We start from the raw sequence: 21,271 nt of genomic DNA, 5'->3' as shown, positions 1-21,271 counted from the left end.
TCCGGCAATGGGTGTCGCTTCCTTAAACCCATGAGCGGGCTTGCAATTTCCGGGCACATTACGACATTGGCTGTATGAGCACCCCTGCACAACCAGTGCGTCTGGTCCGGGCTGAAAGAAAACGGCGTCGCATCCCCGTCGCGCTCATCATGGCGCTGAGTTTCGGCACCCTGGTTTTCCTTTCCGTCGGCGGCGTGTTGGCATTGTCGGTCGGCGCGAACGTTCGCAACACCTTCGACTTGCTGGGCTCTCAGTCGACGCTGCTGGTCGATGCGATGGAGGATTCGCTTCGCGCCGAAATGGGTCGTGCCGAGAGCGCGGTGGATGGCGTCGCAAAGCTCTATGCGCAGGGTGGTTTCCAGATCGATGACGAAGCGATGTCAGCCACGCTTGCCGGCGCCCTTTCGACCGCGAAGGGCGTGAACGCAATGCTGGTCTGCACCCCCGATCTGATCTGCAGGGGTGCGGCGCTCGCCGGGAACAACGATGACAAATATCCTGCCGGAACGATCCAGCAACTTCCGGCCGAAGCGGAGAAATCGCCGCAGGTCCGGGCTGTCCTGGAAGATCGGCAGAAGGTAGGCGGGCGCCGCTGGGGTGCCTTCGTTGCCAACGAATATGGCCTGTTCGCCAATGTCTCGGCGCCGCTCCTGCGTGACGGCGTGACCGATGCGTGGGTGATCGCGGCGGTGGAATTGCAGAAACTGTCCGCGATTACTCAGGAACTTTCGGCGCGTTTCGGCACGCATGCCTTCATTCTGGATGGAGACGGATCCATCCTGGCGGATCCGAAGCTCGCCGCCCCGGATGCGCTCAAGAATGGTAGCCGGCCACTGACGCCGCTTGCCGCATTCGGTGATCCTGTCCTGGCTGGATATGCCACGCGCAGGCCCGAGACCGAGTTCAGTCCCAAACGCGCGCGCGATATCGAGGTTGCCGAGATCCAGTTGTCCAACGAAGACGATTGGAGATCATGGATGGGCGAGAACACCTATGTCGCCATCACCCGCAAGATCACGGGCTATGGCGACCGGCCGTGGACGATCGGTGCATATTTCGAGAGCAGCCAGGTCGGCGACGAGATCGAGCGGGTAATGGGGTCGGCTCTGCTTGGACTTGGCGCGATGGCTGCGGCGGTCATCGTCGCGATCCTGCTTGGCAAGCGGCTCTCGCGCCCGATACAGGCGATCGCCGGCCAGGCCACCCGCGTCGCCGATTTCGAACTCGATGGCGTAACGCCGCTGCCGCGCAGCAGGGTGCTGGAACTGGATGAGCAGGCTTCGGCCTTCAACGCGATGCTGATCGGACTGCGCGCATTTTCGACCTATATTCCGCGTTCGCTGGTGGCCAAGCTGGTGCGGACCGGAGAAATCGGCATCGCCGAGCCGCGCGAAGCGATCGTCACCGTCATGTTTACGGACATCGCCGGCTTCACCACCTTGTCGGAGCAGATGGACGCCGCCGCTGCCGCCAGGCTACTTAATCATCATTTCGCAATCCTGTGCCGCGTGGTCGACGCACATGGCGGCACGGTCGACAAGTTTCTGGGCGACGGCATGCTCGCATTCTTCGGCGCACCCGATCGTCTCAAGGGCCACGCCGCCGCGGCCGTCCGCGCAGCAGCGGCTATCCGCGAGGAGCTGGAGAACGATAACCGAGAGGCAGCCAGCGAAGGACGACTGCCGCTTCGCGTCCGCATCGGTATCCATACGGGCTCCGTCATTGTCGGCAACATCGGCGCATCCGACCGGGTCAACTATACGATCATCGGCGATACCGTGAATGTGAGCCAGCGATTGCAGGATATCGGCAAGCTACTCGAACCCGGCGCAACGGCCGCCATCGCTATTTCAGGCGAAACCGCATCGCGGCTCGACGAGCAGTTCGAAACGATCCCGGCGGGCAAGCACAGGCTGCGCGGACGTGGCGAGATGACAGAGGTCTTCAGGGTAGGCGACGTCGCGATGGCGGCGTCATCCCAATCGGAGGTTCACGCCCAGGCGGGCTGAGGGCTGGAGAATTGCCGGAAGGTTCAAGCCGCGCCCGCGTCAGTGCCGCGTATCCAGGCTCATCCCTGTTTCGGCATGGTAAACACATGCACCGGTTCGTCGCGGCCGCGCAGCGCCGCCGGACCGTGGTCGATGATGCCGGAGAGGAAATCGGCGCTGCCTTCTCGCCGCACCGCGTCGATGAGCGCGGCGCCGAAACAGATGTCGGCGTCGAGTTCGCGGCACAGCACCTGCAGCCGGCTGGCGACGTTGCATGCGTCGCCGACAACAGCGATCGACAGGCTGCGCTCGCTGCCGACCGCACCGACGACAACAGGGCCATACTGGACACCGATGCGCACATCGATGGCGACGTAGCCGGCCGCGACCCGGCGGACGTTCCATTGTCGGACCGCCGCCGCCATGGCTTGCGCGCAGCGCAATGCCCGGCCCGCATCGTCGCCCGCCGCCTGCGGCACGCCGAAGGTCGCCATGATGGAGTCGCCGATGTAGTTGTCGACGGTACCGCCGTGGTCGAACACCACCTGCTCCATGCGCCGGTGGAATTCCCGCAGCAATTCAAAGACTTCCTCGGCCGGATGGTCCTCCGAATAGGTGGTGAAGCCGACGATATCGGCAAACAGGATGGCGACCTCCTGCCGCCGCACCGGGCCGAAGGGCTCGTCGGCCGAAGCCAGTTCGTCGACGACGTTGGGCGAAAAATGGCGCGCGAGATTGATGCGTGCGCGCTCGGCGACAACGTAATCGTCGGCCAACTGCCGTGAACGCGATACCACGATCGCCAGGATCCCCGTGACGATCAGGATCAACACGACATGCGCGCTCTGCTGGATGATGTCGACGAAGTTCGGATCGAGGTAGAGTTGCATCCTGTCGGAGGTCGACAGATCGGCCATCCGCGCGTTGAGCACGATCGCCTCCGGACGGCTGGCCACCCATGCGATCGCCGCTGTCCATGAAATCGCCGCCATGGCGCCGAGCCACAAGGCGAGGCGGGTCGACAGCGTCAGCGCGCCGAGGCAGACGAAGATCAGCAGGAACGCGAAGCTGCCATCGCGCAGATTGATCGCCGCCGGCATGGCGTCGCGGGCGAAGGGATTTTCACCGACGAGCAGACAGGTGAGCAGGACGATGTCGAGCGTGCCGACGGCGAAACTCAGCCACGCCGGGTCGCGCCGGCGTTTGACCAGCCGATATTGGAACAGGCCGACAAGAAAGAAGAAGACCAGGCTCGAGAACGTGAACGCGAACGCGCCGTTCCATTTGGCGAAGAACAGGAAGAAGAGCGCGACCGCCACAAGGGCAGCCGAACGCGCCCAGAACTGCAGCCTGGCGCCCTCGCGCTCCGCCCTTGCCAGCATCGCGCCGAGCCGCTTTCTTCGCCGCAGTTCGAGGCCTGACGGGATCAGGCTGCTTGCCGCGTCTCTGCCTTGGTCTGAAAGCGTGAACGCCATCGCCTAACCTCTCTGCGCCGGCACATGTTCCCACGAATCGGGTCGGTTGCAGATGGTATTTTCTCTCTACCGATCTCAAGGCCGAATCGAAAAAGATTCCGCCGGTTGGTCTTTCACCATGCGAGCGGATTTTTCCAGAGCGCGCCGGACGCGGTCGAAACAGCTTTGAGCACAATCGCTTTAACGCTTGCGCCGCGCGGGCGGAATCCCCCTCCAATGCGGGCTGTACTTGTGCATTGCAGCATCGAATCCGGCTTGACTCTTTTTCAACGAGGTGAGTAATTGCCCAAGCTAGAGACAAATGCTCACTTTGGCCAGGGAGGAATTCATGAAATTGCGCACGCTCGTCTTGGGCCTGTGTTCAGCCAGCGCGTTGGCGTTCGCCGCACATGCCGAAACCATCACCATCGCCACCGTCAACAATGGCGACATGGTTCGCATGCAGAAGCTGACCGACGACTTCACCGCCAAGAACCCCGATATCCAGCTCGAGTGGGTGACGCTTGAGGAGAACGTGTTGCGCGAGCGGGTGACGACCGACATCGCCACCAAGGGCGGCCAGTACGACGTCATGACGATCGGCACCTACGAGGTTCCGATCTGGGCCAAGCAGCAATGGTTGCTGCCGCTCGACAATCTCGGCGCCGACTATGACGCCGCCGATATCATCCCTGCGATCGCCGGCGGCCTGACGGCTGACGGAAAGCTTTATGCCGCGCCGTTCTACGGCGAGAGCTCGTTCGTCATGTACCGCAAGGACCTGATGGAGAAGGCAGGGCTGACCATGCCCGATGCGCCGACCTGGGAGTTCATCGGCGATGCCGCCCGCAAGATGACCGACCGCGCCGCCGACATCAACGGCGTCTGCCTGCGCGGCAAGGCCGGCTGGGGCGAGAACATGGCCTTCCTCACCGCGATGTCAAACTCGTTTGGCGCCCGCTGGTTCGACGAGAACTGGAAGCCGCAGTTCGACCAGCCGGAATGGAAGCAGACGCTCGATACCTATGTGACGCTGATGAAGGATGCCGGCCCGTCGGGCGCTTCGTCGAATGGCTTCAACGAGAACCTGGCGCTGTTCCAGCAGGGCAAATGCGGCATGTGGATCGATGCCACGGTGGCAGCTTCGTTCGTTTCCAACCCCAAGGATTCGACCGTCGCCGACAAGGTCGGCTACGCGCTGGCGCCCGACAACGGCCTCGGCAAGCGCGGCAACTGGCTGTGGGCGTGGTCGCTGGCCATTCCGGCCGGCACGCAGAAGGCCGAAGCCGCGCAGAAGTTCGTTTCTTGGGCGACCAGCAAGGCCTATCTCGACCTCGTCGCCTCGAAGGAAGGCTGGGCCAACGTTCCTCCGGGCACGCGGACTTCGCTCTATGCCAATCCCGAGTACCAGAAGGCGGCTCCGTTCGCCAAGATGACGCTCGACTCCATCAACGCCGCCGACCCGACCAAGCCGACCATCAAGCCGGTGCCTTACACCGGTGTGCAGTTCGTCGCCATTCCCGAGTTTCAGGGTCTCGGCACGACTGTTGGCCAGCTCTTCTCGGCGGCACTCGCCGGCCAGATGAGTGTCGACGATGCGCTGAAGCAGGCGCAGGACGCAGCCACCGCCACGATGACCGAAGGCGGTTACATCCAGTAACGGCATCCTCCCGGTGCCTGGCCGTCCGGTTCCCAGTCCGGACGGCCACTTTTCCCGACGCAGCCGAGAGGGCCACTCCCCAAGGGGGAGACTGCGGCCAGAGGCGTGTTGCAAATAACGAGACCGGAAGCCACCAGACAGTGACAGGCAGGGCGCGCCTATCCCGCTCAAGGGAAGGTGGCAACGAGAAGCATAGGAGGAGACCATGGCGACCAGACAGACCAGCAACCTCGCGCGCTTCATGCTGGCACCCTCGGTCATCCTTCTTTTCATCTGGATGATCGTGCCGCTGGCCTTCACGCTGTGGTTCTCGTTCCAGCAGTACAACCCATTGAACCCGATCCGCGACGGCTTCATCGGCTTTTCCAATTATCTGCTGTTCTTCAACAACCCAGCCTTTGCCGCGTCGATCATCAATACGCTGCTGATCGTCGTCAGCGTGCTCTTGATCACCATCATCGGCGGCATCCTGCTCGCGCTTCTGCTTGACCAGCCGATGTGGGGCCAGGGCATGGTGCGCATTCTGGTCATCTCTCCCTTCTTCGTCATGCCGCCGGTGGCGGCTCTGGTCTGGAAGAACATGATCATGCATCCGGGCTATGGCGTGTTCGCCGACATCGCTCGCTTCTTCGGCGCCCAGCCGGTGGACTGGTTCGCGCAGTATCCGCTCTTTTCGATCATCCTGATCGTCGCCTGGCAATGGCTGCCCTTTGCGACGCTGATCCTGCTCACCTCGCTGCAGTCGCTCGATGGCGAGCAGAAGGAAGCCGCCGAAATGGACGGCGCCGGTTTCTTCAGCCGCTTCATCTATCTGACGCTGCCGCACCTGTCACGGGCGATCACCGTCGTCGTCCTGATCCAGACGATCTTCCTGCTGGCGGTCTATGCGGAAATCCTGGTGACCACCAATGGCGGCCCCGGCTACGCCTCCACCAACCTGCCTTTCCTCGTCTACCAGAAGGCGCTGCTGGAGTTCAAAATCGGCCAGGCCTCCGCCGGCGGCATCATCGCCGTCATCCTCGCCAACATCGTTGCCTTCTTCGCCATGCGCGCCGTCGGCAAGAACCTGGACAAGTAGGAGGAAGCGATCATGGCACGTGCAGTCACCACGCAGCACAAAACGATCGCGACGGCCGCGGCCTGGATCGTCGCCCTGCTGATCTTCTTTCCAATCCTTTATACGATCATCACCGCGTTTAAATCGGAGCAGGAGGCGATCCAAGGGTTCAGCCTGATCCCCTCGGGTACCATCGAGAGCTTCCGGGAAGTCCAGGCGCAGAGCGGATATTTCCACTTCTTCCTTAACTCGGTGATCCTTTCGGTCGGCTCGACCATCCTGGCGCTCATCGTCGCCATCCCGGCCGCCTGGTCGATGGCGTTCTCGCCGACCAAGCGGACCAAGGACATCCTGATGTGGATGCTCTCCACCAAGATGATGCCGGCGGTCGCGGTGCTGTTCCCGATCTACCTCATCTTCCGCGACACCGGTCTCCTGGATAGCCGCTTTGGGTTGATGATCATGCTGATGCTCATCAACCTGCCGATCGTGGTCTGGATGCTCTACACCTATTTCCGCGAGATCCCCGGTGAAATCCTGGAGGCGGCGCGCATGGACGGGGCCTCGCTGTGGGGTGAGATCTGGTACGTGCTGACACCGATCGCCGTGCCCGGCATCGCCTCGACCATGCTCTTGAACATCATCCTGGCCTGGAATGAAGCGTTCTGGACAATCCGGCTGACGACGACGGAAGCCGCACCACTGACTGCCTTCATCAGCTCTTTCTCCAGTCCGCAGGGCCTGTTCTGGGCAAAACTGTCGGCCGCGTCCACTTTGGCCATCGCGCCAATCCTTATCATGGGGTGGTTCAGCCAGAAGCAACTCGTACGCGGCCTCACCTTCGGAGCCGTGAAATAACTGCCGGCGCCGTCGAAGTAGACAAACCCCACCAAGCGGCTGACAGGGGAGGGAACCATGGGAAATATCACGCTCAAGAATGTGTCGAAGTCTTTCGGAGCGACCATCATCATTCCGAACATCGACCTTGTTATCGAAGACGGCGAGTTTGTCGTCTTCGTCGGACCATCGGGCTGCGGCAAGTCCACGCTGCTGCGTTTGATCGCCGGTCTCGAGGACACCAGCAGCGGCACCATCAACATCGACGGCCGCGATGTCACGAGCGAGGCGCCCGGTAAGCGCAAGCTGGCGATGGTGTTTCAGTCCTACGCGCTCTATCCGCACATGACGGTGGCCAAGAACATCGCCTTCCCGCTGAAGATGGCCGGCGAGAGCAAGGAGGCCATCGAAAAGAAAGTGGCGGACGCGGCGCGGGTGCTCAACCTCACCAATTATCTCGAGCGCCGGCCCGGCCAGCTCTCCGGCGGCCAGCGCCAGCGCGTCGCCATCGGCCGCGCCATCGTGCGCCAGCCTTCCGCCTTCCTGTTCGACGAGCCTTTGTCGAACCTCGATGCAGCACTCCGCGGCACGATGCGGCTGGAGATCAGCGAACTGCACCACCAACTCAAGACGACGATGATCTACGTCACCCATGACCAGGTCGAGGCGATGACCATGGCCGACAAGATCGTGGTGCTGAACGCCGGCAACATCGAGCAGGTCGGCTCGCCGATGGAACTCTACAAGACGCCGAAGAACCTATTCGTCGCCGGCTTCATCGGCTCGCCCAGGATGAACCTGATCGAAGGCGCGCCGGCCGACAAGCACGGCGCCAAGACGATCGGTATCCGCCCCGAGCATCTCGGCATCTCGAGAAGCGCCGGCGAATGGAAGGGCAAGGTCGGTGTCGCCGAACATCTCGGTTCCGACACCTTCCTCCACGTCCATGCCGACGGCATCGGCATGGTCACCGTGCGGGCCGAAGGCGATGTCGGCGTCTCGCATGGCGACGACATCTACCTGACGCCGGATGCCGCCAAGCTGCATCGCTTCGGCGCTGACGGGCAGGCGATTTGATCCATGCGGCTGCAAGGCAAATCGGCGCTGATCACCGGCTCCGCCCGCGGCATTGGGCGCACTTTCGCCGAAACCTATGTGCGTGAAGGCGCCAGCGTGGCCATCGCCGACATCAATCTCGATGCGGCGCGCAAAACCGCCGCCGAGATCGGCCCGGCCGCATACGCGGTCGAACTCGATGTCACTCACTTGTCCTCGATAGACGCCGCGGTGAAGGCAGTGGAGGAAAAGACCGGTGGATTGGACATCCTGATCAACAATGCGGCGCTGTTCGATATGGCGCCGATCGTCGAGATCCCGAAATCGAGCTACGACAAGCTGTTTTCCGTCAATGTCGCCGGCACGCTGTTCATGCTGCAGGCCGCTGCCAAGTCGATGATCGCCAGGGGTAAGGGGGGCAGAATCATCAACATGGCGAGCCAGGCCGGGCGGCGTGGCGAGGCCTTGGTCGCGGTCTACTGCGCGACCAAGGCCGCCGTCATCTCGCTCACCCAGTCCGCCGGGCTCGACCTGATCAAGCACGGCATCAACGTCAACGCGATCGCGCCGGGCGTCGTCGACGGCGAACATTGGGACCATGTCGATGCGCTGTTTGCAAAATATGAGAACCGGCCGAGAGGCGAGAAGAAGCGGCTGGTCGGCGAAGCGGTTCCATTCGGGCGGATGGGCACGGCGGAGGATCTCACCGGCATGGCGGTTTTCCTCGCCAGCGCCGAAAGCAAATACATCGTCGCCCAGACCTACAATGTCGACGGCGGCCAGTGGATGAGTTGAGCGGCGATCCCTCCCCCTTGAAGGGAGGGGGCCGAGCGAAGCGAGGCGGGTGGGGTAACCAAGGCAGTGCTCGACGTTCTTTCTTGCGTCCCGCGCCTCAGAGACCACCCCACCCGGCCAGCCTTCGGCTGGCCACCCTCCCCTCAAGGGGGAGGGAACACCGACGCCTGAACGAGAAAGCATCTGCCTATGACCGTAAAACTCTCCCAGGCAAATCTCGGTACGCTTCCGCCGAATGTTGCCTGCCCCAGCTACGACCGTTCGTCGCTCAAGCCCGGCATCGTGCATTTCGGCGTCGGCAATTTCCATCGTTCCCACCAGGCGGTGTATCTCGACGACCTGTTCAACGCCGGTCTCGGTCGTGACTGGGCGATCGTCGGCGCCGGGGTCTTCGAAGGCGAGAAAGCCGGCCGTCAGATGCTCGAAGAGCAGGATTGGCTGACCACCGTGGTCGAGCAGGATTCGGGCCATGTGAGCGCCCGGGTGACCGGCGCCATGATCGATTTCCTGGTGCCGGGGGAGAACCGGGCCGTCATCGAACAATTGGCCGATCCGACAATCCGCATCGTTTCGCTGACCATCACCGAAGGTGGCTATTTCATCGATCCCGCCTCCGGAAAATTCAACCCGACGCATCCCGCGATCGTCGCCGACGCGGCAAACATCGGCGATCCGAAGACCGTGTTCGGGCTGATCCTCGCCGGCCTGCTGCGCCGTCGCGATGACGGCGTCGTGCCGTTCACCGTCATGTCGTGCGACAACATCCCCCACAACGGCCATGTCACATCGGACGGGGTCGTGGGCCTGGCGCGCCTCATCGACGAGGAACTCGCCGGCTGGGTGGAAGACCATGTCGCCTTTCCCAACGGCATGGTCGACCGCATCACCCCCGCCACCACCGACCGCGAACGCGCGATGCTGGCCGAGGACTTCGGCGTAGAGGACAATTGGCCGGTGTTCTGCGAACCGTTCAAGCAGTGGGTGCTGGAGGATCGCTTCACCGACGGGCGGCCGCCGCTGGAAAAGGTCGGCGTCCAGTTCGTCAGGGACGTCGCGCCGTTCGAACTGATGAAGATCCGCATCCTCAATGGCGGCCACGCGACCATCGCTTATCCGGCCGGCCTGATGGACATCCATTTCGTTCATGAGGCCATGCAGGAACCGCTGATCCGCGGCTTCCTGGAAAAGCTCGAGCGCGAGGAGATCATTCCGACGGTGCCGCCGGTGCCGGACACCGATCTCGGCGACTACTACAGTCTCATCGACAAGCGGTTTTCCAACCCGAAGATCGGTGACACCATCCGCCGGCTCTGCCTCGACGGCTCCAACCGGCAGCCGAAATTCATCATCCCCACGATTCATGATCGGCTAAAGGCCGGCAAGAGCATCAGTGGCCTCGCTCTTGAGTCGGCGCTGTGGTGCCGCTACTGCTTTGGCACGACGGATTCCGGTGCGGTCATCGAGCCGAACGATCCAAACTGGGACCGGCTGCAGGCCACGGCGAAGGCCGCGAAAGGCGACGCCGCCGCCTGGCTGGCGATGGAAGACATCTACGGCGAGGTCGGCAAATCGGACGTTTTTGCCGAGGCCTTCCTGAAAGCACTGGCCGCCCTGTGGACGGCCGGTACGCGAAAGACGCTGGCGCGCTATATCGGCGCGACGGCCTGAGCAGGTCGGGTTGTCGGCCGGCAACGAGGTTGTGCAATGGATCTTGGACTGAGCGGCAAGGTCGCGGTGATCACCGGCGGAGGTTCGGGCATCGGCCTCGGCGTCGCCGAGGGCTTTGCGAAAGAGGGTGCGCATCTCGTGCTCGCCGGCCGCCGCGAAGACTTGCTGGCGACCGAGACGACCCGACTGTCGCGTGAATATGGGGTAAAGGCCGTTCCGGCCGCCTGCGACGTGACGACGGCGGAAGGCTGCGCGGCACTCGTGGAGGCGACGCGCAACGCCTTTGGCGGCGCCGATATCCTGATCAACAACGCCGGCACCGGCTCAAACGAAACCATCATGGAAGCGCCGGACGAGAAGTGGGATGACTTCTGGAATCTGCACGTGATGGCGGCGGTCAGGCTGGCGCGGGGCTTCGTGCCGATGATGCGCGAACGCGGCGGCGGTGCCATCCTGCACAACGCGTCGATCTGCGCCGTGCAGCCGCTCTGGTATGAACCGGTCTACAATGTCACCAAGGCGGCGCTGATGATGTTTTCCAAGAACCTCGCCAATGAGGTCATCAAGGACAACATCCGCGTCAACACGATCAATCCCGGCCTTGTCCTTACCGGGGATTGGATCAAGACGGCCAAGCAACTGACAGCCGACAGCGGCGGCGACTGGGAAGGTTATCTCAGCGGAATCGCCGAGGAGAATACACCGATCAAGCGTTTCGCCAGCGTCGAGGAACTTGCCAACTTTTTTGTCTTCCTCTGCTCCGACCGGGCGAGTTATTCCGTCGGTTCGACATATTACGTCGACGGCGGCTGGCTGCGGACAGTTTAGACAATACAACAACCGGAAATCCGCGCCGGTAGCGAACCGGAGAATTGCGTGACGCCTGAACTGATCATCTTCGACTGCGACGGCGTGCTGGTCGACAGCGAACCGATCTCGATTGCGGTACTGGTCGATATCGTCACCGCAGCCGGCGTGACGATCAGCGAGGAAACCGCCTATGAACGCTTCCTCGGCAAGAGCATGGCGACGATCACCGAAATTCTGCGCACGGATTTCGACCTCGTCGTCACCCCGGTGCATCTTGAGGACATTCGCGCCGAACTCTATGCGCGCTTCCGCCAGAACCTGAAGCCGATCGCCGGCGTTTCCGATGTGCTGAAGCGCCTGGCCATGCCCTATTGTGTTGCCTCTTCGAGCCAGCCCGAGCGTATCCGCCTGTCGCTCCAGGTGACCGGCCTGCTGGAACAGTTCGAGCCGCATATCTATAGTGCGACCATGGTGAAGCGAGGCAAGCCGTTTCCTGACCTTTTCCTGCATGCCGCGCGTGGCATGGGCGCTCATCCCGATCGTTGCCTGGTCATCGAGGACAGCCCGGCCGGCATTCTCGCCGCCAGGGAGGCCGGCATGCGCGTCTTCGCCTTCACCGGCGGCTCGCATGCGGGAGAAGGTGCGCTTCAGGCGGCCATCGAAGGCCTCGAACCTGACGTCATATTCGGCGACATGCGGCAACTGCCCGCGCTGCTGTCGCAAGCGGGCGCGAAAGCCTCTTGATGCAGGAACTGGTCTGCGCCGTCGATGTCGGAACCGGCAGCGCGCGCGCGGGCATTCTCGACTGCCACGGCACGCTGCTCGGTCGCGCCGAGCGCCCGATTGTCATTCACCGGCCTAAGCCCGGACATGCCGAGCAGGATTCCGAGCAGATCTGGTCCGCCGTCTGCGCCGCCGTCCGCGCCGCGCGCTACAAGGCGGGCGTGGCGCCCGAAGCGGTTGCCGGGATCAGCTTTGACGCGACCTGCTCGCTGGTCGTGCGCGACCACGAAGGCGGCCAGGTCAGCGTATCGACCGGCGGCGAACAGCGCTGGGATACCATGGTATGGCTCGATCACCGCGCCCTTGCCGAGGCCGACGAGTGCACGGCCACCGGCCATCACGTGCTGGACCATCTCGGCGGGGTGATGTCGCCGGAGATGGAGACGCCGAAGCTGATGTGGCTGAAACGCCATTTGCCGGAGAGCTGGGAAAAAGCCGGCTACTTTTTCGACCTCGCCGATTTCCTGAGCTGGCGGGCAAGCGGGTCGCCGGCGCGGTCGCAATGCACGCTGACGGCGAAATGGACATATCTCGCTCACGAGAACGGCTGGCAGCGGGACTTCTTCGAAGCGGTCGGCATTGGCGACATGCTGGCTCGTGGAGCGCTGCCGCAGAAGGCCAGTGCAGTCGGCTCCTGCCTCGGGCCGCTCACCAGCGACGCGGCCGAGGCGCTCGGCCTGACGACCGCCTGCCGCGTTGGTGCGGGTGTCATCGATGCCTATGCGGGCGCACTGGGCGTGCTTGGCGCCTTTGCCGGTGATGGCGACAGCCTCGACCGGCAGCTGGCGCTGATTGCAGGCACGTCGAGCTGTGTCATGGCTATTTCCAAGACGCCACGACCCTTCCCGGGCGGCTGGGGACCGTATCATGGCGCAGCACTTCCGGGTCACTGGCTGATCGAGGGCGGACAGTCCGCGACCGGCGCCCTGCTCGATCACATCATCCGCTGGCATGGCGCCGGCGGAGAACCCGACGCGGCCATGCATGGACGCATCGCGGAGCGCGTGCTGCAACTGCGCGAAACCGGGGGGAGCGACCTTGGCGGCGGGTTGCATGTGTTGCCGGATTTCCACGGCAACCGTTCGCCGCTTGCCGATCCACATGCCGCGGGCGTCGTCAGCGGGCTCACGCTCGATGCTTCATTCGACAGTCTTTGCCGGCTTTACTGGCGCACCTCCGTCGGCATAGCGCTCGGCGTGCGCCATATCCTCGAGACGTTGAGCGCGAGCGGCTACGCCATCGACACCTTGCATGTCACCGGCGGTCACACCAAGAATCCGCTGTTGATGGAACTCTATGTGGATGTCACCGGCTGCACCGTGGTCGAACCGGTCGTCGACGAAGCCGTGTTGTTGGGAACGGCGATGGTTGCCGCCACCGCTGCCGGCCTTTATCCCGATCTTCCGGCGGCCTGCGTGGCGATGCAGCAGCCGGGCAGGGTGCGGAAATCCGATGCCGCATCTCACGGACGGTTCGATCGGGATTACCGTGTTTTCCTCGAAATGCATCGCCAGCGCCAGGTGATCGTGGCGATGAGCCGAGCCTAACCGGCAAGATCCGGCTTCGGCGCAGTCAGCCGTTGTCGTAAGCCAGCGTAATAGCTGGCGAGCATCGGAAGCTGCTTCCGGAGATGCTCGAGCAGGCTCAGCGCCTCGACTGTCTTGCCGCTGTAGACGTGATCGAGCATGGCGCGATGCTGCGCAAGCACGGCATCACCGACGGGCGGCACGACAGTCGAAACGGTGGCGATTTCGGACTTTCCCTTGACCAGGGTGCGGTCGAGTTCGACGACCGTGAACGCGTCATCGACGAGTCGTGCGGTTTCGCTGCCGAGCAGCAAGGAGACGCCGTACGCTTTGGTCTGGCCTTCCAGCCGCGACGCCAGATTTACCGCGTCTCCCAGCACGGAATAGTCGAAGCGGCGGTCGGAGCCCATGTTGCCAACGACACAATCGCCGGTGTTGATGCCGATGCCGATCCTGAGTTCGAGCGGCGTCTCGCCCTTTTCGGCCGCCTCGGCGGCGAGTTCGGCGTTCAGTGGATCGAGCGCGCGGACCATCTCGAGGGCGGCGGCCACGGCGTGGGTCGCATGATCCGGCTCGTCGAGCGGCGCGTTCCAGAACGCCATCACACAGTCGCCGATATATTTGTCGATCGTGCCGCCGGCCTTCATGACCACATCCGACAGCGGGTTGAGCAGCCTGTTGACCAGCGCGGTCAGCCGCTGCGGATCGTCCTTCATTTGTTCCGAGATCGTCGTAAAACCGCGCACGTCGCAAAAAAGCACCGTCAGCGTGCGTTTTTCACCGCCGAGCTTCAGTTTCGATGGGTCGTTGGCAAGCCGCTCCACCAGCACCGGTGACAGATATTGTGAAAAGGCGCGCGTTATGCCCTGGCGCAGCCGCCGCTCGGCGGCGTAGTCGCGGGCGCCCTGCGCCGCCGCGACGGCGACGAAGGCCAGCGAGGGCGATAGGGGCGCCATGTAGATGCGTCCGAAGCGCAGCAGCAGGAAACTGCCGATCGCGAAGGCGGCGACCGCAAAGACGGCAGCCATGATGGTCCGCCAGCCGGTCTGGCGCCAGACGACGAAGCCGGCGAGCAATGCCGAAAGTACGGTCGCGGCAACGGCCAACGCAGCGGGAACGGGCACCACGAACAGCTTCGCCGCCAGATTGTCGTAGATCGTCGCCTGCACTTCGGCGCCGGAAACCAGCCGGCCGGTCCGCGCGGTCCACGATGTCGCATAGGCGTCGGCGCCGCCGGCGTCGGTGGTCGGCGCCGATTGCATCGACAGTCCGACGATCACCGTCTTGCCGCGGAAGACATCCGGCGGCAGGAAGTTTTCCGGGTCGAGCGCCTGATAGTAGGAGACGGTCGGGTAGGACCGCGCCGGGCCGAAGGTCTGGATCAGCGCACCCTGTAGCAAGTTGGTCGTCACCCCCATATTCATCTGCATCAGCGTGGCGGCAAACCCGTCGGGATAGAGCGGTATACGGCGCAGCGCACCGTCGCGTTCGAGCGAGATCGACGCGATGCCGGCGCGCGCACCTGTCGCCGTCAGTGGAGGCAGCGGCTCGGCGCGGACGATCTGTGTTGCCTGCGGCGTCTCGATCAGCGACTCGTCCGCAGCAAGCACCACATCCGGTCCCATCGCCGCCGCCAGCGCGCCATCCGCTGCGGGGTTGGAGGGTTCGGCGAAGATGATGTCGAGGCCAATTGTCTTGGCACCGGCCTGCCGCAGCGCGGTCACCAGCCGCGCATGAAGGTCGCGCGGCCACGGCCATTGCAGGCCAAGTTCAGCGAAAGACGGTTCGTCGATTGCCACGATGATCGGCCCATCGCTCGGGCGGGCAGGCGGCAAGGTGGTGGAAAGGAAGTCGTAGGCGCGCGCTTCCACGAGTTGCCACGGCGGGGTGAACGACAGCGCTGTCATAACGACTGCCGCGACAAGGGCAATCAAGCCGATGCTGTTGCGACGCTGGCGCCGGCTTGTCCCCGCATCCCGCGCCTGATCGCCGAGAAGCCCTTTCCACCAAGGCTTCGATACGAACATCAGAAGCGGACCTTGAAAGACCCGACGATGCTGCGACCCCAACCGGGGAGTGCGGTTGCGACTTCGAATTTTTCATCGAAGAGATTGTAGGCGGCCACTTCGAGTTCGAAGCGCTTGTCGAACGGCTCCCAGGTCAGGAAGGCGTCGGCTGTCCAGTAACCGTCTAGTTCGGTGCCGCTTTCGTCGCCGGCGCGCGGGCCGACATAAGTGCCGGCAAGTGTCACCTTGACGTTGACGGGATTGACGTAGGTGAGGCCCAGGCGGCCGCTGATCTCCGGCACATAGGGCAATTCCTTGCCGAAACCGGAACTTGCCGGATCCTTGTTCTCTGAATCCGCGAAGGCGGCGGTGGCGAAGGCGCCGAAACCATTGCCGAGCCAGACATTGGCAGTGCCGCTGACGCGGTCGATACGGCCCTCTCCCAGCGATACGGTAAGAATGGAGCCGGGAATCCGGATGGCCAGATCGTTCAGGTCCTGGTGCTGATAGTCGACGGAGGTGAAGAACCGGTCGGTCCATTGGGCATCCCAACGCGCGGCGACGGTGTCGGAGTAGCCGCCGATGTCCAGTGGCACCTGGTTCGATTGCAGGCCGACCACGCCGATGGGAGAGAGTGTCGTCGAACTGGCTGCCGAGGTTTCGCGCAGATAACCGCCGCGTAGCCAATGGCCCTCCCAAGGCGTCCAGGCGAGGCCTAGTCGCGGTTCGAGGCGCTGCACATCCAAGGAACCACCGAGCAATGTGGCAAAGAGCGCGCCTTCTGCCTTGATGTCCGGATTGATCTCGTAAACCGCATCGGCATAGAGACGACCGAACGGCAGGTCGATGTCGCGCGTATCGACGACGACGTCGTTGATGCCGAGGATAGGGATAACAGTCTGTGCCCGCAGGCTCTGCCGCTGTTCGAGCTGGCCCGCTTCGACGCCGTAGCGCCAGGTTACATCGCCCATGCCGACTGTATGATTGATCGCACCCAAATAGGTTTGCTGGTCGGTGCGCGCCCGTTCGTCCTGCAGGCCGATCGGCACCGGCACGGCAAAGACCAACGCCGATTCATCGCTGGTCTGTGAGAGATCCGAGACGAAGAATGCGGCATTGACGACGTTCTCGTAGCCGAATGTATGGCTCCAGCCGAGGCCGGCAGTCACCGACTGCGCTTTGACGGTACGGTCGTAAGCCGACGCGTTGAACGGCAGTAAAGGTATGTTGAACAATGCTATGGCGTTTTCGGCTTTTTCCTCGACGTCCTGGACATCCAGGTAGGTGACGATGCGGTCGTTTGGAGTGGGGCGCATCGTGACGTAGCCGGAGCCTGAAATCGCATCGAAGCCCAGATCTGCGCTGGTGAACGGGATTTCCGTGCCCGGCGCAAGGTATTCGCGGTGGTCGTCCGTCTGGCGACCCTTGATGTTGCCGTAAACGCTCCAGGGAACAGGCCCCGCGAAATACCCCTGCACCTCGGCTTCACTGATCCAGCCCCAATCCGTTCCCGAGTGAATGAAGCCTCCACCCAGTGCCGCTTCGAGAAATGGTCGACGCAGCAGGTTCGCACTGCGGGCGCGACCCGAGATCATTTCCGGCGAGAACATCAAACCCTGGAAAAACCCTGAGAAACCGGCATCGTTGACCAAGGGGTCGACCGGGCCGTTACCGAAATTGATATCGTTGGCGAAGGGGTCGGCACTTCCGGAGACGGCTTGGTCGACATGCGCGGCGCCTGAGAAGGGGTCGAACGCTGCATCGGAGTAGAAGCGGCCCCAGGCATCCAGGCCCTGCAGGCGGAATGCCTCGTTCAGCGTGGAGCCGGCTTCCGTGTTGGCACTGAGGGCCGCGAAGTCGCCGCCGCGTGCACGCGAGCGCTTCAGTGCCTCCTGCGCGCTTCTGATCGCACGGTCGGAATCATAATCGTCGATCGCAATCGCCGTCTCGAAATTCGACACCACCGGGTCGTTGGGGTCGAGCCGGTCGGCATTTTCCAGCGCTTGTTCGGCAGGTTCGCGCTCGCCGTTCTCATAGTAACCAGCCGCGAGCAACAGGAGCGCCTGCGCATAGGCCGGGTTGGCGGTGGAAGCGGCGAGCAGATCCTGCATCGCCTTGTCCATCTCGCCGGTCTGCAGATAGTAACGACCGCGCGCGACAAGACCGATGTCGAAGGACGGATCGACGGCGAATGCCTTGTCGATCAGCACCTTGGCCTCCTTCACCCGATCCTGGTCGAGATACAGAATGGCCAGGTTGGCGTAGGAGACCGGATCGTTTGGGTCGAGCTCGATGGCCCGCTTCAGGGCCGCTTCCGCTTCGCGATCGGCGCCGCGTGTGCTTTCGACCAGCCCGAGCGCATTCCAGATCGTCGTCGAACCCGGCGCGATCTCGGCGGCACGGCTGATGTCGGCCAGCGCACCGTCCATGTCGGCCTGGACTCCGACCTTGTAGTTGGCTCTGGCCTCCAGCGCCGTCGGATCGTCGGGATCGAGCGCCAGCGAGCGGGCGATAGCCGCCTGCACTTGCTCGCGGTCGTCGATCAGTATCGCAAGCTGCGCGCGGTAGGCGGGCAGCGACGGATCGTCGGGATAGCGGGTTTCGGCGCGCTTGATGACCTCGATCGCAGCAGGAATATCCTTGAGGAAACCCGCTGTCCACGCCTCGGCGAGCGCTGCATAAGGCCCGCCGTCATGCACGATCGGCGGGCTTTCCACGCGCTCCGGATTGGCAAGCGAGCGGGCGAAGTAGCCTCCATAAAGCGCAATGGCACGTCGCCTGGAATCAAGCCCGGGCGCCGCCTTCTGGAAGAGCCGGGCTGCCTCGGCAAAATTGTGGTCGGAGCCTGCTGCGAGCGCGTCGATGAGATCGAGCCGCGCCTTCTGGGACGCGGACAGGCGGAACGCGCGCGCTTGGTCGGCGGCCGCGAGCGACACCCGCTTGCCGTCATAGTTGAGCGACACCTCCGCCAGAGTCAGCCAGTCCTCGGCGCTGCGGGCAGTCTCCGGTTTCGCGCCGATGCGGGCGCGCTGGCGCCGCATGTCCGGGCTGGACAATGGCGACACCGGCATCCAGCCGAACGAATTGCGCAGCGACAGATAGAACAGCATCTGCTCGCGGTCGTCGGGATCGACGATGACAACCTTTGTCGGCGCCTGGCCGATCGAGGCCACCGCTGCCTCGCCCTGCGCGACGTTGACCGAGCCGAACTCGTTGGAAAGCTGCACCAGTCCTTCCAGCACGATCAGCGAGGTCTTGTCGCCGTCGACGGTCATCGTCCAGTCGGTGCCGCGAATCGCCGCCGCGGCCGCCGGCGTCTCGACCGTCAGGCCCTCGCCGCCGCGTTGCGCCCGCGCCCAGATCGTACCGGCCTGTAGCCCGAGCGTGGTGTCGGAAGCCGCACCGATCTGCTTGACCTCCAGGGTGGTGTTGCGGCCGAGGCGCACCTGCGTGTGATCGGCAAACAGCACCGCGAGATGGCCGAGCGCGTTGGTGCGCAGCAGATCGCCGGCGAGGAGATCCTGCTTGATGTCGACGCTGCGCCAGTCGGAAATGTCGATGAAGCGCACTTCCTCGCCGGTCTTGCGGGCGATCACCGAGCCGGCAGGCGTCGCCTTGCGCGCGATGACATCCGCATGCGCAGGCAAAACGCATCCCAAAACGGCCAGCGCCGCCAGTCCCCTCACGATACTGCGCATGTTATGTCTGTATAAGCTCCGCCGGGACGCGATATGCAAACAAACGGATTGGGGAGTCAAGTTTTCGTTTGCCCTCTATCCTGAGTTGCGGCAATCGTCACTTTAATTTCGTCGGAAACAGTTCACGCGTGATTCGAAATATCATGAAAGAAAAGCATAGCGCAGAAAAAGTGGTAGCAACCACCGCAAAGGCCTCGCCCGATGATCGCCAATATCTGGACCACTTAAAGAAGATCAACGACGTCTTCTACGATCAGATTCGCATCGCCGACCAGAAGGCGGCTTACATCTTCACCTTCATGATCGCCTTCCTGATCAGTTCGGCCGAAGGGCGCCAGGTGTTCAGGTTGGACCGCTATCAATCCGGCGAACCGGTGGCCATCGTGCTCTCGGCGCTGGTTGGCATCGCTGTTATCGTTGCGCTGGTCTCGGCGATCCTGGTGGTGCTGCCGCGCCACGTCACCTCATCGACATCGCTCTATTGGGGCGGCTGGGCGGCCAATCGCACCGCCTTCATGAAGGCCAGGGAAAGCGGCAGCGCGGACTACCTGTTCGACGAATATCTGACCAATGTCGACACGCTCGCGGCGATCAACCGTTCCAAATACCGCTATGTCGGGATGGCCTTCCGCGGCTTGATGGCAATGGTCGTCGGATATGTTCTGTTGCTTGCCTGGCAGACCGGCACGACCGCTACCGTGCTCGGCCGCTGACCGGCGCAAAACATCGCCGATCGCCTTGCTGCACCGGTTGTGGATGCAGACCCCTGCTGGCACGGCTGTCAATTGCCGGAGTCCGGATTTTGGACTAGCGTTGACCAAACGATAAAAAGACGGGACACGTCGGATAATCAACCAGCCAGAGGGTCGTCAACAATGTCCAGAATCTCAGCCAGTTCTACGATGTCGCGCCGTTCACTCCTCAAAGCTGGCGGCGCCGCAACAGCACTCGTTTCCATCGCGGGATTTCCATCCCGCCTGCTCGCAGCCGATCCTATCAAGGTTGCGGCGGTCTATACCGTGCCTTTCGAGCAGCAATGGGTCTCTCGCATCCACAAGGCCGCCAATGCCGCGAAGGATCGCGGCGATATCGAGTACGTCGCCACCGAGAATGTCTCGAACACCGATTATGAGCGCGTAATGCGCGAATATGCCGAGGCCGGCAACAAGCTGATTCTTGGCGAGGTGTTCGGCGTCGAGGACGCTGCGCGCGCCGTCGCCAAGGATTATCCCGAAACGGCATTCCTCATGGGCTCGTCGTTCAAGCCGGACGACGCGGTGCCGAACTTCGCGCCTTTCGACAACTATATCCAGGACGCGTCTTATCTCTCGGGCATCATTGCCGGAGCGATGACCGGCAAGGCCAATATCGGCATGGTGGGCGGCTTCCCGATCCCCGAGGTCAACCGGCTGATGCACGCCTTCATGGCGGGCGCGAAAGAGATGAATCCGGCGGCCAAGTTCCAGGTCGCCTTCATCGGCTCGTGGTTCGACCCGCCCAAGGCCAAGGAAACCGCCTTCGCGCAGATCGACGCCGGGGCGGACCTGCTCTACGCCGAACGCTTCGGCGTCTCGGATGCGGCCAAGGAACGAAAAATCCTCGCGGTGGGAAATGTCATCGACACCCAGGCCGATTATCCGGAGACGGTGGTGGCCTCGGCGCTCTGGCATTTCGAGCCGACGCTCGACAAGGCGATCGCCGAGGTGAAGGCAGGCACCTTCAAGGCAGCCGACTACGGCGTCTATTCTTTCATGAAGGCGGGAGGCTGCTCGCTGGCGCCGCTCGGCACATTTGAAGGCAAGGTGCCGGCCGAGGTGATGGCCAAGGTTGCCGAGAAGGAAAAGGCGATCAAGGACGGCTCGTTTACCGTCGAGATCAACGACGCCGAGCCGAAATCGAGCTGAGATGATGGGCGTCTTCCCTTCTCCCACAA

Annotated in this window: 15 protein-coding genes; 12 read left to right on the top strand and 3 right to left on the bottom strand. The window is 63.0% G+C overall.

Going from position 1 to position 21,271, the window contains the following annotated elements:
- Window positions 1-74 precede the first annotated feature (74 nt).
- Entirely contained in the window at window positions 75-2,009 is a 1,935-nt protein-coding gene (locus OHD58_RS22140; RefSeq protein WP_263805654.1) for an adenylate/guanylate cyclase domain-containing protein, read from the top strand.
- A 59-nt stretch (window positions 2,010-2,068) separates the two neighbouring features.
- Here OHD58_RS22140 and OHD58_RS22135 read toward each other — a convergent pair whose 3' ends face one another.
- A complete protein-coding gene (locus tag OHD58_RS22135) occupies window positions 2,069-3,463 on the bottom strand; it encodes an adenylate/guanylate cyclase domain-containing protein (protein ID WP_263805653.1) in 1,395 nt (464 codons plus the stop codon).
- 328 nt (window positions 3,464-3,791) lie between these two features.
- On the opposite strand from OHD58_RS22135, the gene OHD58_RS22130 reads away from it, so the two are divergent.
- The 9 genes from OHD58_RS22130 to OHD58_RS22090 all read left to right on the top strand — a co-directional run bounded on the left by OHD58_RS22130 (window position 3,792) and on the right by OHD58_RS22090 (window position 13,655).
- The gene (locus tag OHD58_RS22130; RefSeq protein ID WP_263805652.1) at window positions 3,792-5,102 is read left to right on the top strand and encodes an ABC transporter substrate-binding protein; all 1,311 of its coding nucleotides are present in this window, start codon (window positions 3,792-3,794) and stop codon (window positions 5,100-5,102) included.
- 205 nt (window positions 5,103-5,307) lie between these two features.
- Entirely contained in the window at window positions 5,308-6,180 is an 873-nt protein-coding gene (locus OHD58_RS22125; RefSeq protein WP_263805651.1) for a carbohydrate ABC transporter permease, read from the top strand.
- Between the two features lie 12 nt (window positions 6,181-6,192).
- Complete coding sequence (locus tag OHD58_RS22120; RefSeq protein WP_263805650.1) at window positions 6,193-7,017, top strand: carbohydrate ABC transporter permease; 825 nt, start codon at window positions 6,193-6,195, stop codon at window positions 7,015-7,017.
- 57 nt (window positions 7,018-7,074) lie between these two features.
- Window positions 7,075-8,073: an ABC transporter ATP-binding protein gene (locus OHD58_RS22115; RefSeq protein ID WP_263805649.1), complete on the top strand. Its 999-nt coding sequence runs from the start codon at window positions 7,075-7,077 to the stop codon at window positions 8,071-8,073.
- A gap of 3 nt (window positions 8,074-8,076) precedes the next feature.
- Window positions 8,077-8,847: an L-iditol 2-dehydrogenase gene (locus OHD58_RS22110; RefSeq protein ID WP_263805648.1), complete on the top strand. Its 771-nt coding sequence runs from the start codon at window positions 8,077-8,079 to the stop codon at window positions 8,845-8,847.
- A gap of 189 nt (window positions 8,848-9,036) precedes the next feature.
- Entirely contained in the window at window positions 9,037-10,515 is a 1,479-nt protein-coding gene (locus OHD58_RS22105) for a mannitol dehydrogenase family protein (RefSeq protein ID WP_263805647.1), read from the top strand.
- Window positions 10,516-10,551: 36 nt separating this feature from the next.
- Complete coding sequence (locus tag OHD58_RS22100; protein WP_263805646.1) at window positions 10,552-11,343, top strand: SDR family NAD(P)-dependent oxidoreductase; 792 nt, start codon at window positions 10,552-10,554, stop codon at window positions 11,341-11,343.
- Between the two features lie 48 nt (window positions 11,344-11,391).
- The gene (locus OHD58_RS22095) at window positions 11,392-12,069 is read left to right on the top strand and encodes an HAD family hydrolase (protein ID WP_263805645.1); all 678 of its coding nucleotides are present in this window, start codon (window positions 11,392-11,394) and stop codon (window positions 12,067-12,069) included.
- Window positions 12,069-13,655: an FGGY-family carbohydrate kinase gene (locus OHD58_RS22090; protein WP_263805644.1), complete on the top strand. Its 1,587-nt coding sequence runs from the start codon at window positions 12,069-12,071 to the stop codon at window positions 13,653-13,655. The genes OHD58_RS22095 and OHD58_RS22090 overlap by 1 nt, the downstream gene beginning before the upstream one ends.
- Here the strand turns inward: OHD58_RS22090 and OHD58_RS22085 are convergent.
- Window positions 13,652-15,661 carry a CHASE2 domain-containing protein gene (locus OHD58_RS22085; protein WP_412177274.1) on the bottom strand — a complete coding sequence of 670 codons (2,010 nt, stop codon included), beginning with the start codon at window positions 15,659-15,661 and terminating at the stop codon, window positions 13,652-13,654. The genes OHD58_RS22090 and OHD58_RS22085 overlap by 4 nt on opposite strands.
- Complete coding sequence (locus OHD58_RS22080; protein WP_318528280.1) at window positions 15,661-19,287, bottom strand: FecR domain-containing protein; 3,627 nt, start codon at window positions 19,285-19,287, stop codon at window positions 15,661-15,663. Before OHD58_RS22080 ends, OHD58_RS22085 begins: the two co-directional genes overlap by 1 nt.
- 194 nt (window positions 19,288-19,481) lie before the next feature.
- Here OHD58_RS22080 and OHD58_RS22075 point away from each other — a divergent pair, with 194 nt between their 5' ends.
- Both OHD58_RS22075 and OHD58_RS22070 read left to right on the top strand, forming a co-directional pair.
- Entirely contained in the window at window positions 19,482-20,051 is a 570-nt protein-coding gene (locus tag OHD58_RS22075; RefSeq protein ID WP_263805642.1) for a Pycsar system effector family protein, read from the top strand.
- A gap of 162 nt (window positions 20,052-20,213) precedes the next feature.
- Window positions 20,214-21,242 carry a BMP family protein gene (locus OHD58_RS22070; RefSeq protein WP_263805641.1) on the top strand — a complete coding sequence of 343 codons (1,029 nt, stop codon included), beginning with the start codon at window positions 20,214-20,216 and terminating at the stop codon, window positions 21,240-21,242.
- Window positions 21,243-21,271 lie beyond the last annotated feature (29 nt).

This window comes from Mesorhizobium sp. ZC-5 (genome assembly GCF_025753855.1).
In the GTDB taxonomy this organism is placed as follows: Bacteria; Pseudomonadota; Alphaproteobacteria; order Rhizobiales; family Rhizobiaceae; genus Neomesorhizobium.
This window is presented reverse-complemented; position numbering and strand designations above follow the sequence as displayed.

Excerpts from the sequence above, each read along its gene's own strand:
- OHD58_RS22105 (WP_263805647.1), top strand. The coding sequence starts at position 9,037 with ATGACCGTAAAACTCTCCCAGGCAAATCTCGGTACGCTTCCGCCGAAT.
- OHD58_RS22070 (WP_263805641.1), top strand. The coding sequence starts at position 20,214 with ATGTCCAGAATCTCAGCCAGTTCTACGATGTCGCGCCGTTCACTCCTC.
- OHD58_RS22115 (WP_263805649.1), top strand. The coding sequence starts at position 7,075 with ATGGGAAATATCACGCTCAAGAATGTGTCGAAGTCTTTCGGAGCGACC.
- OHD58_RS22090 (WP_263805644.1), top strand. The coding sequence starts at position 12,069 with ATGCAGGAACTGGTCTGCGCCGTCGATGTCGGAACCGGCAGCGCGCGC.
- OHD58_RS22125 (WP_263805651.1), top strand. The coding sequence starts at position 5,308 with ATGGCGACCAGACAGACCAGCAACCTCGCGCGCTTCATGCTGGCACCC.
- OHD58_RS22130 (WP_263805652.1), top strand. The coding sequence starts at position 3,792 with ATGAAATTGCGCACGCTCGTCTTGGGCCTGTGTTCAGCCAGCGCGTTG.
- OHD58_RS22135 (WP_263805653.1), bottom strand. The coding sequence starts at position 3,463 with ATGGCGTTCACGCTTTCAGACCAAGGCAGAGACGCGGCAAGCAGCCTG.
- OHD58_RS22100 (WP_263805646.1), top strand. The coding sequence starts at position 10,552 with ATGGATCTTGGACTGAGCGGCAAGGTCGCGGTGATCACCGGCGGAGGT.
- OHD58_RS22085 (WP_412177274.1), bottom strand. The coding sequence starts at position 15,661 with ATGTTCGTATCGAAGCCTTGGTGGAAAGGGCTTCTCGGCGATCAGGCG.
- OHD58_RS22120 (WP_263805650.1), top strand. The coding sequence starts at position 6,193 with ATGGCACGTGCAGTCACCACGCAGCACAAAACGATCGCGACGGCCGCG.
- OHD58_RS22075 (WP_263805642.1), top strand. The coding sequence starts at position 19,482 with ATGAAAGAAAAGCATAGCGCAGAAAAAGTGGTAGCAACCACCGCAAAG.
- OHD58_RS22110 (WP_263805648.1), top strand. The coding sequence starts at position 8,077 with ATGCGGCTGCAAGGCAAATCGGCGCTGATCACCGGCTCCGCCCGCGGC.
- OHD58_RS22140 (WP_263805654.1), top strand. The coding sequence starts at position 75 with ATGAGCACCCCTGCACAACCAGTGCGTCTGGTCCGGGCTGAAAGAAAA.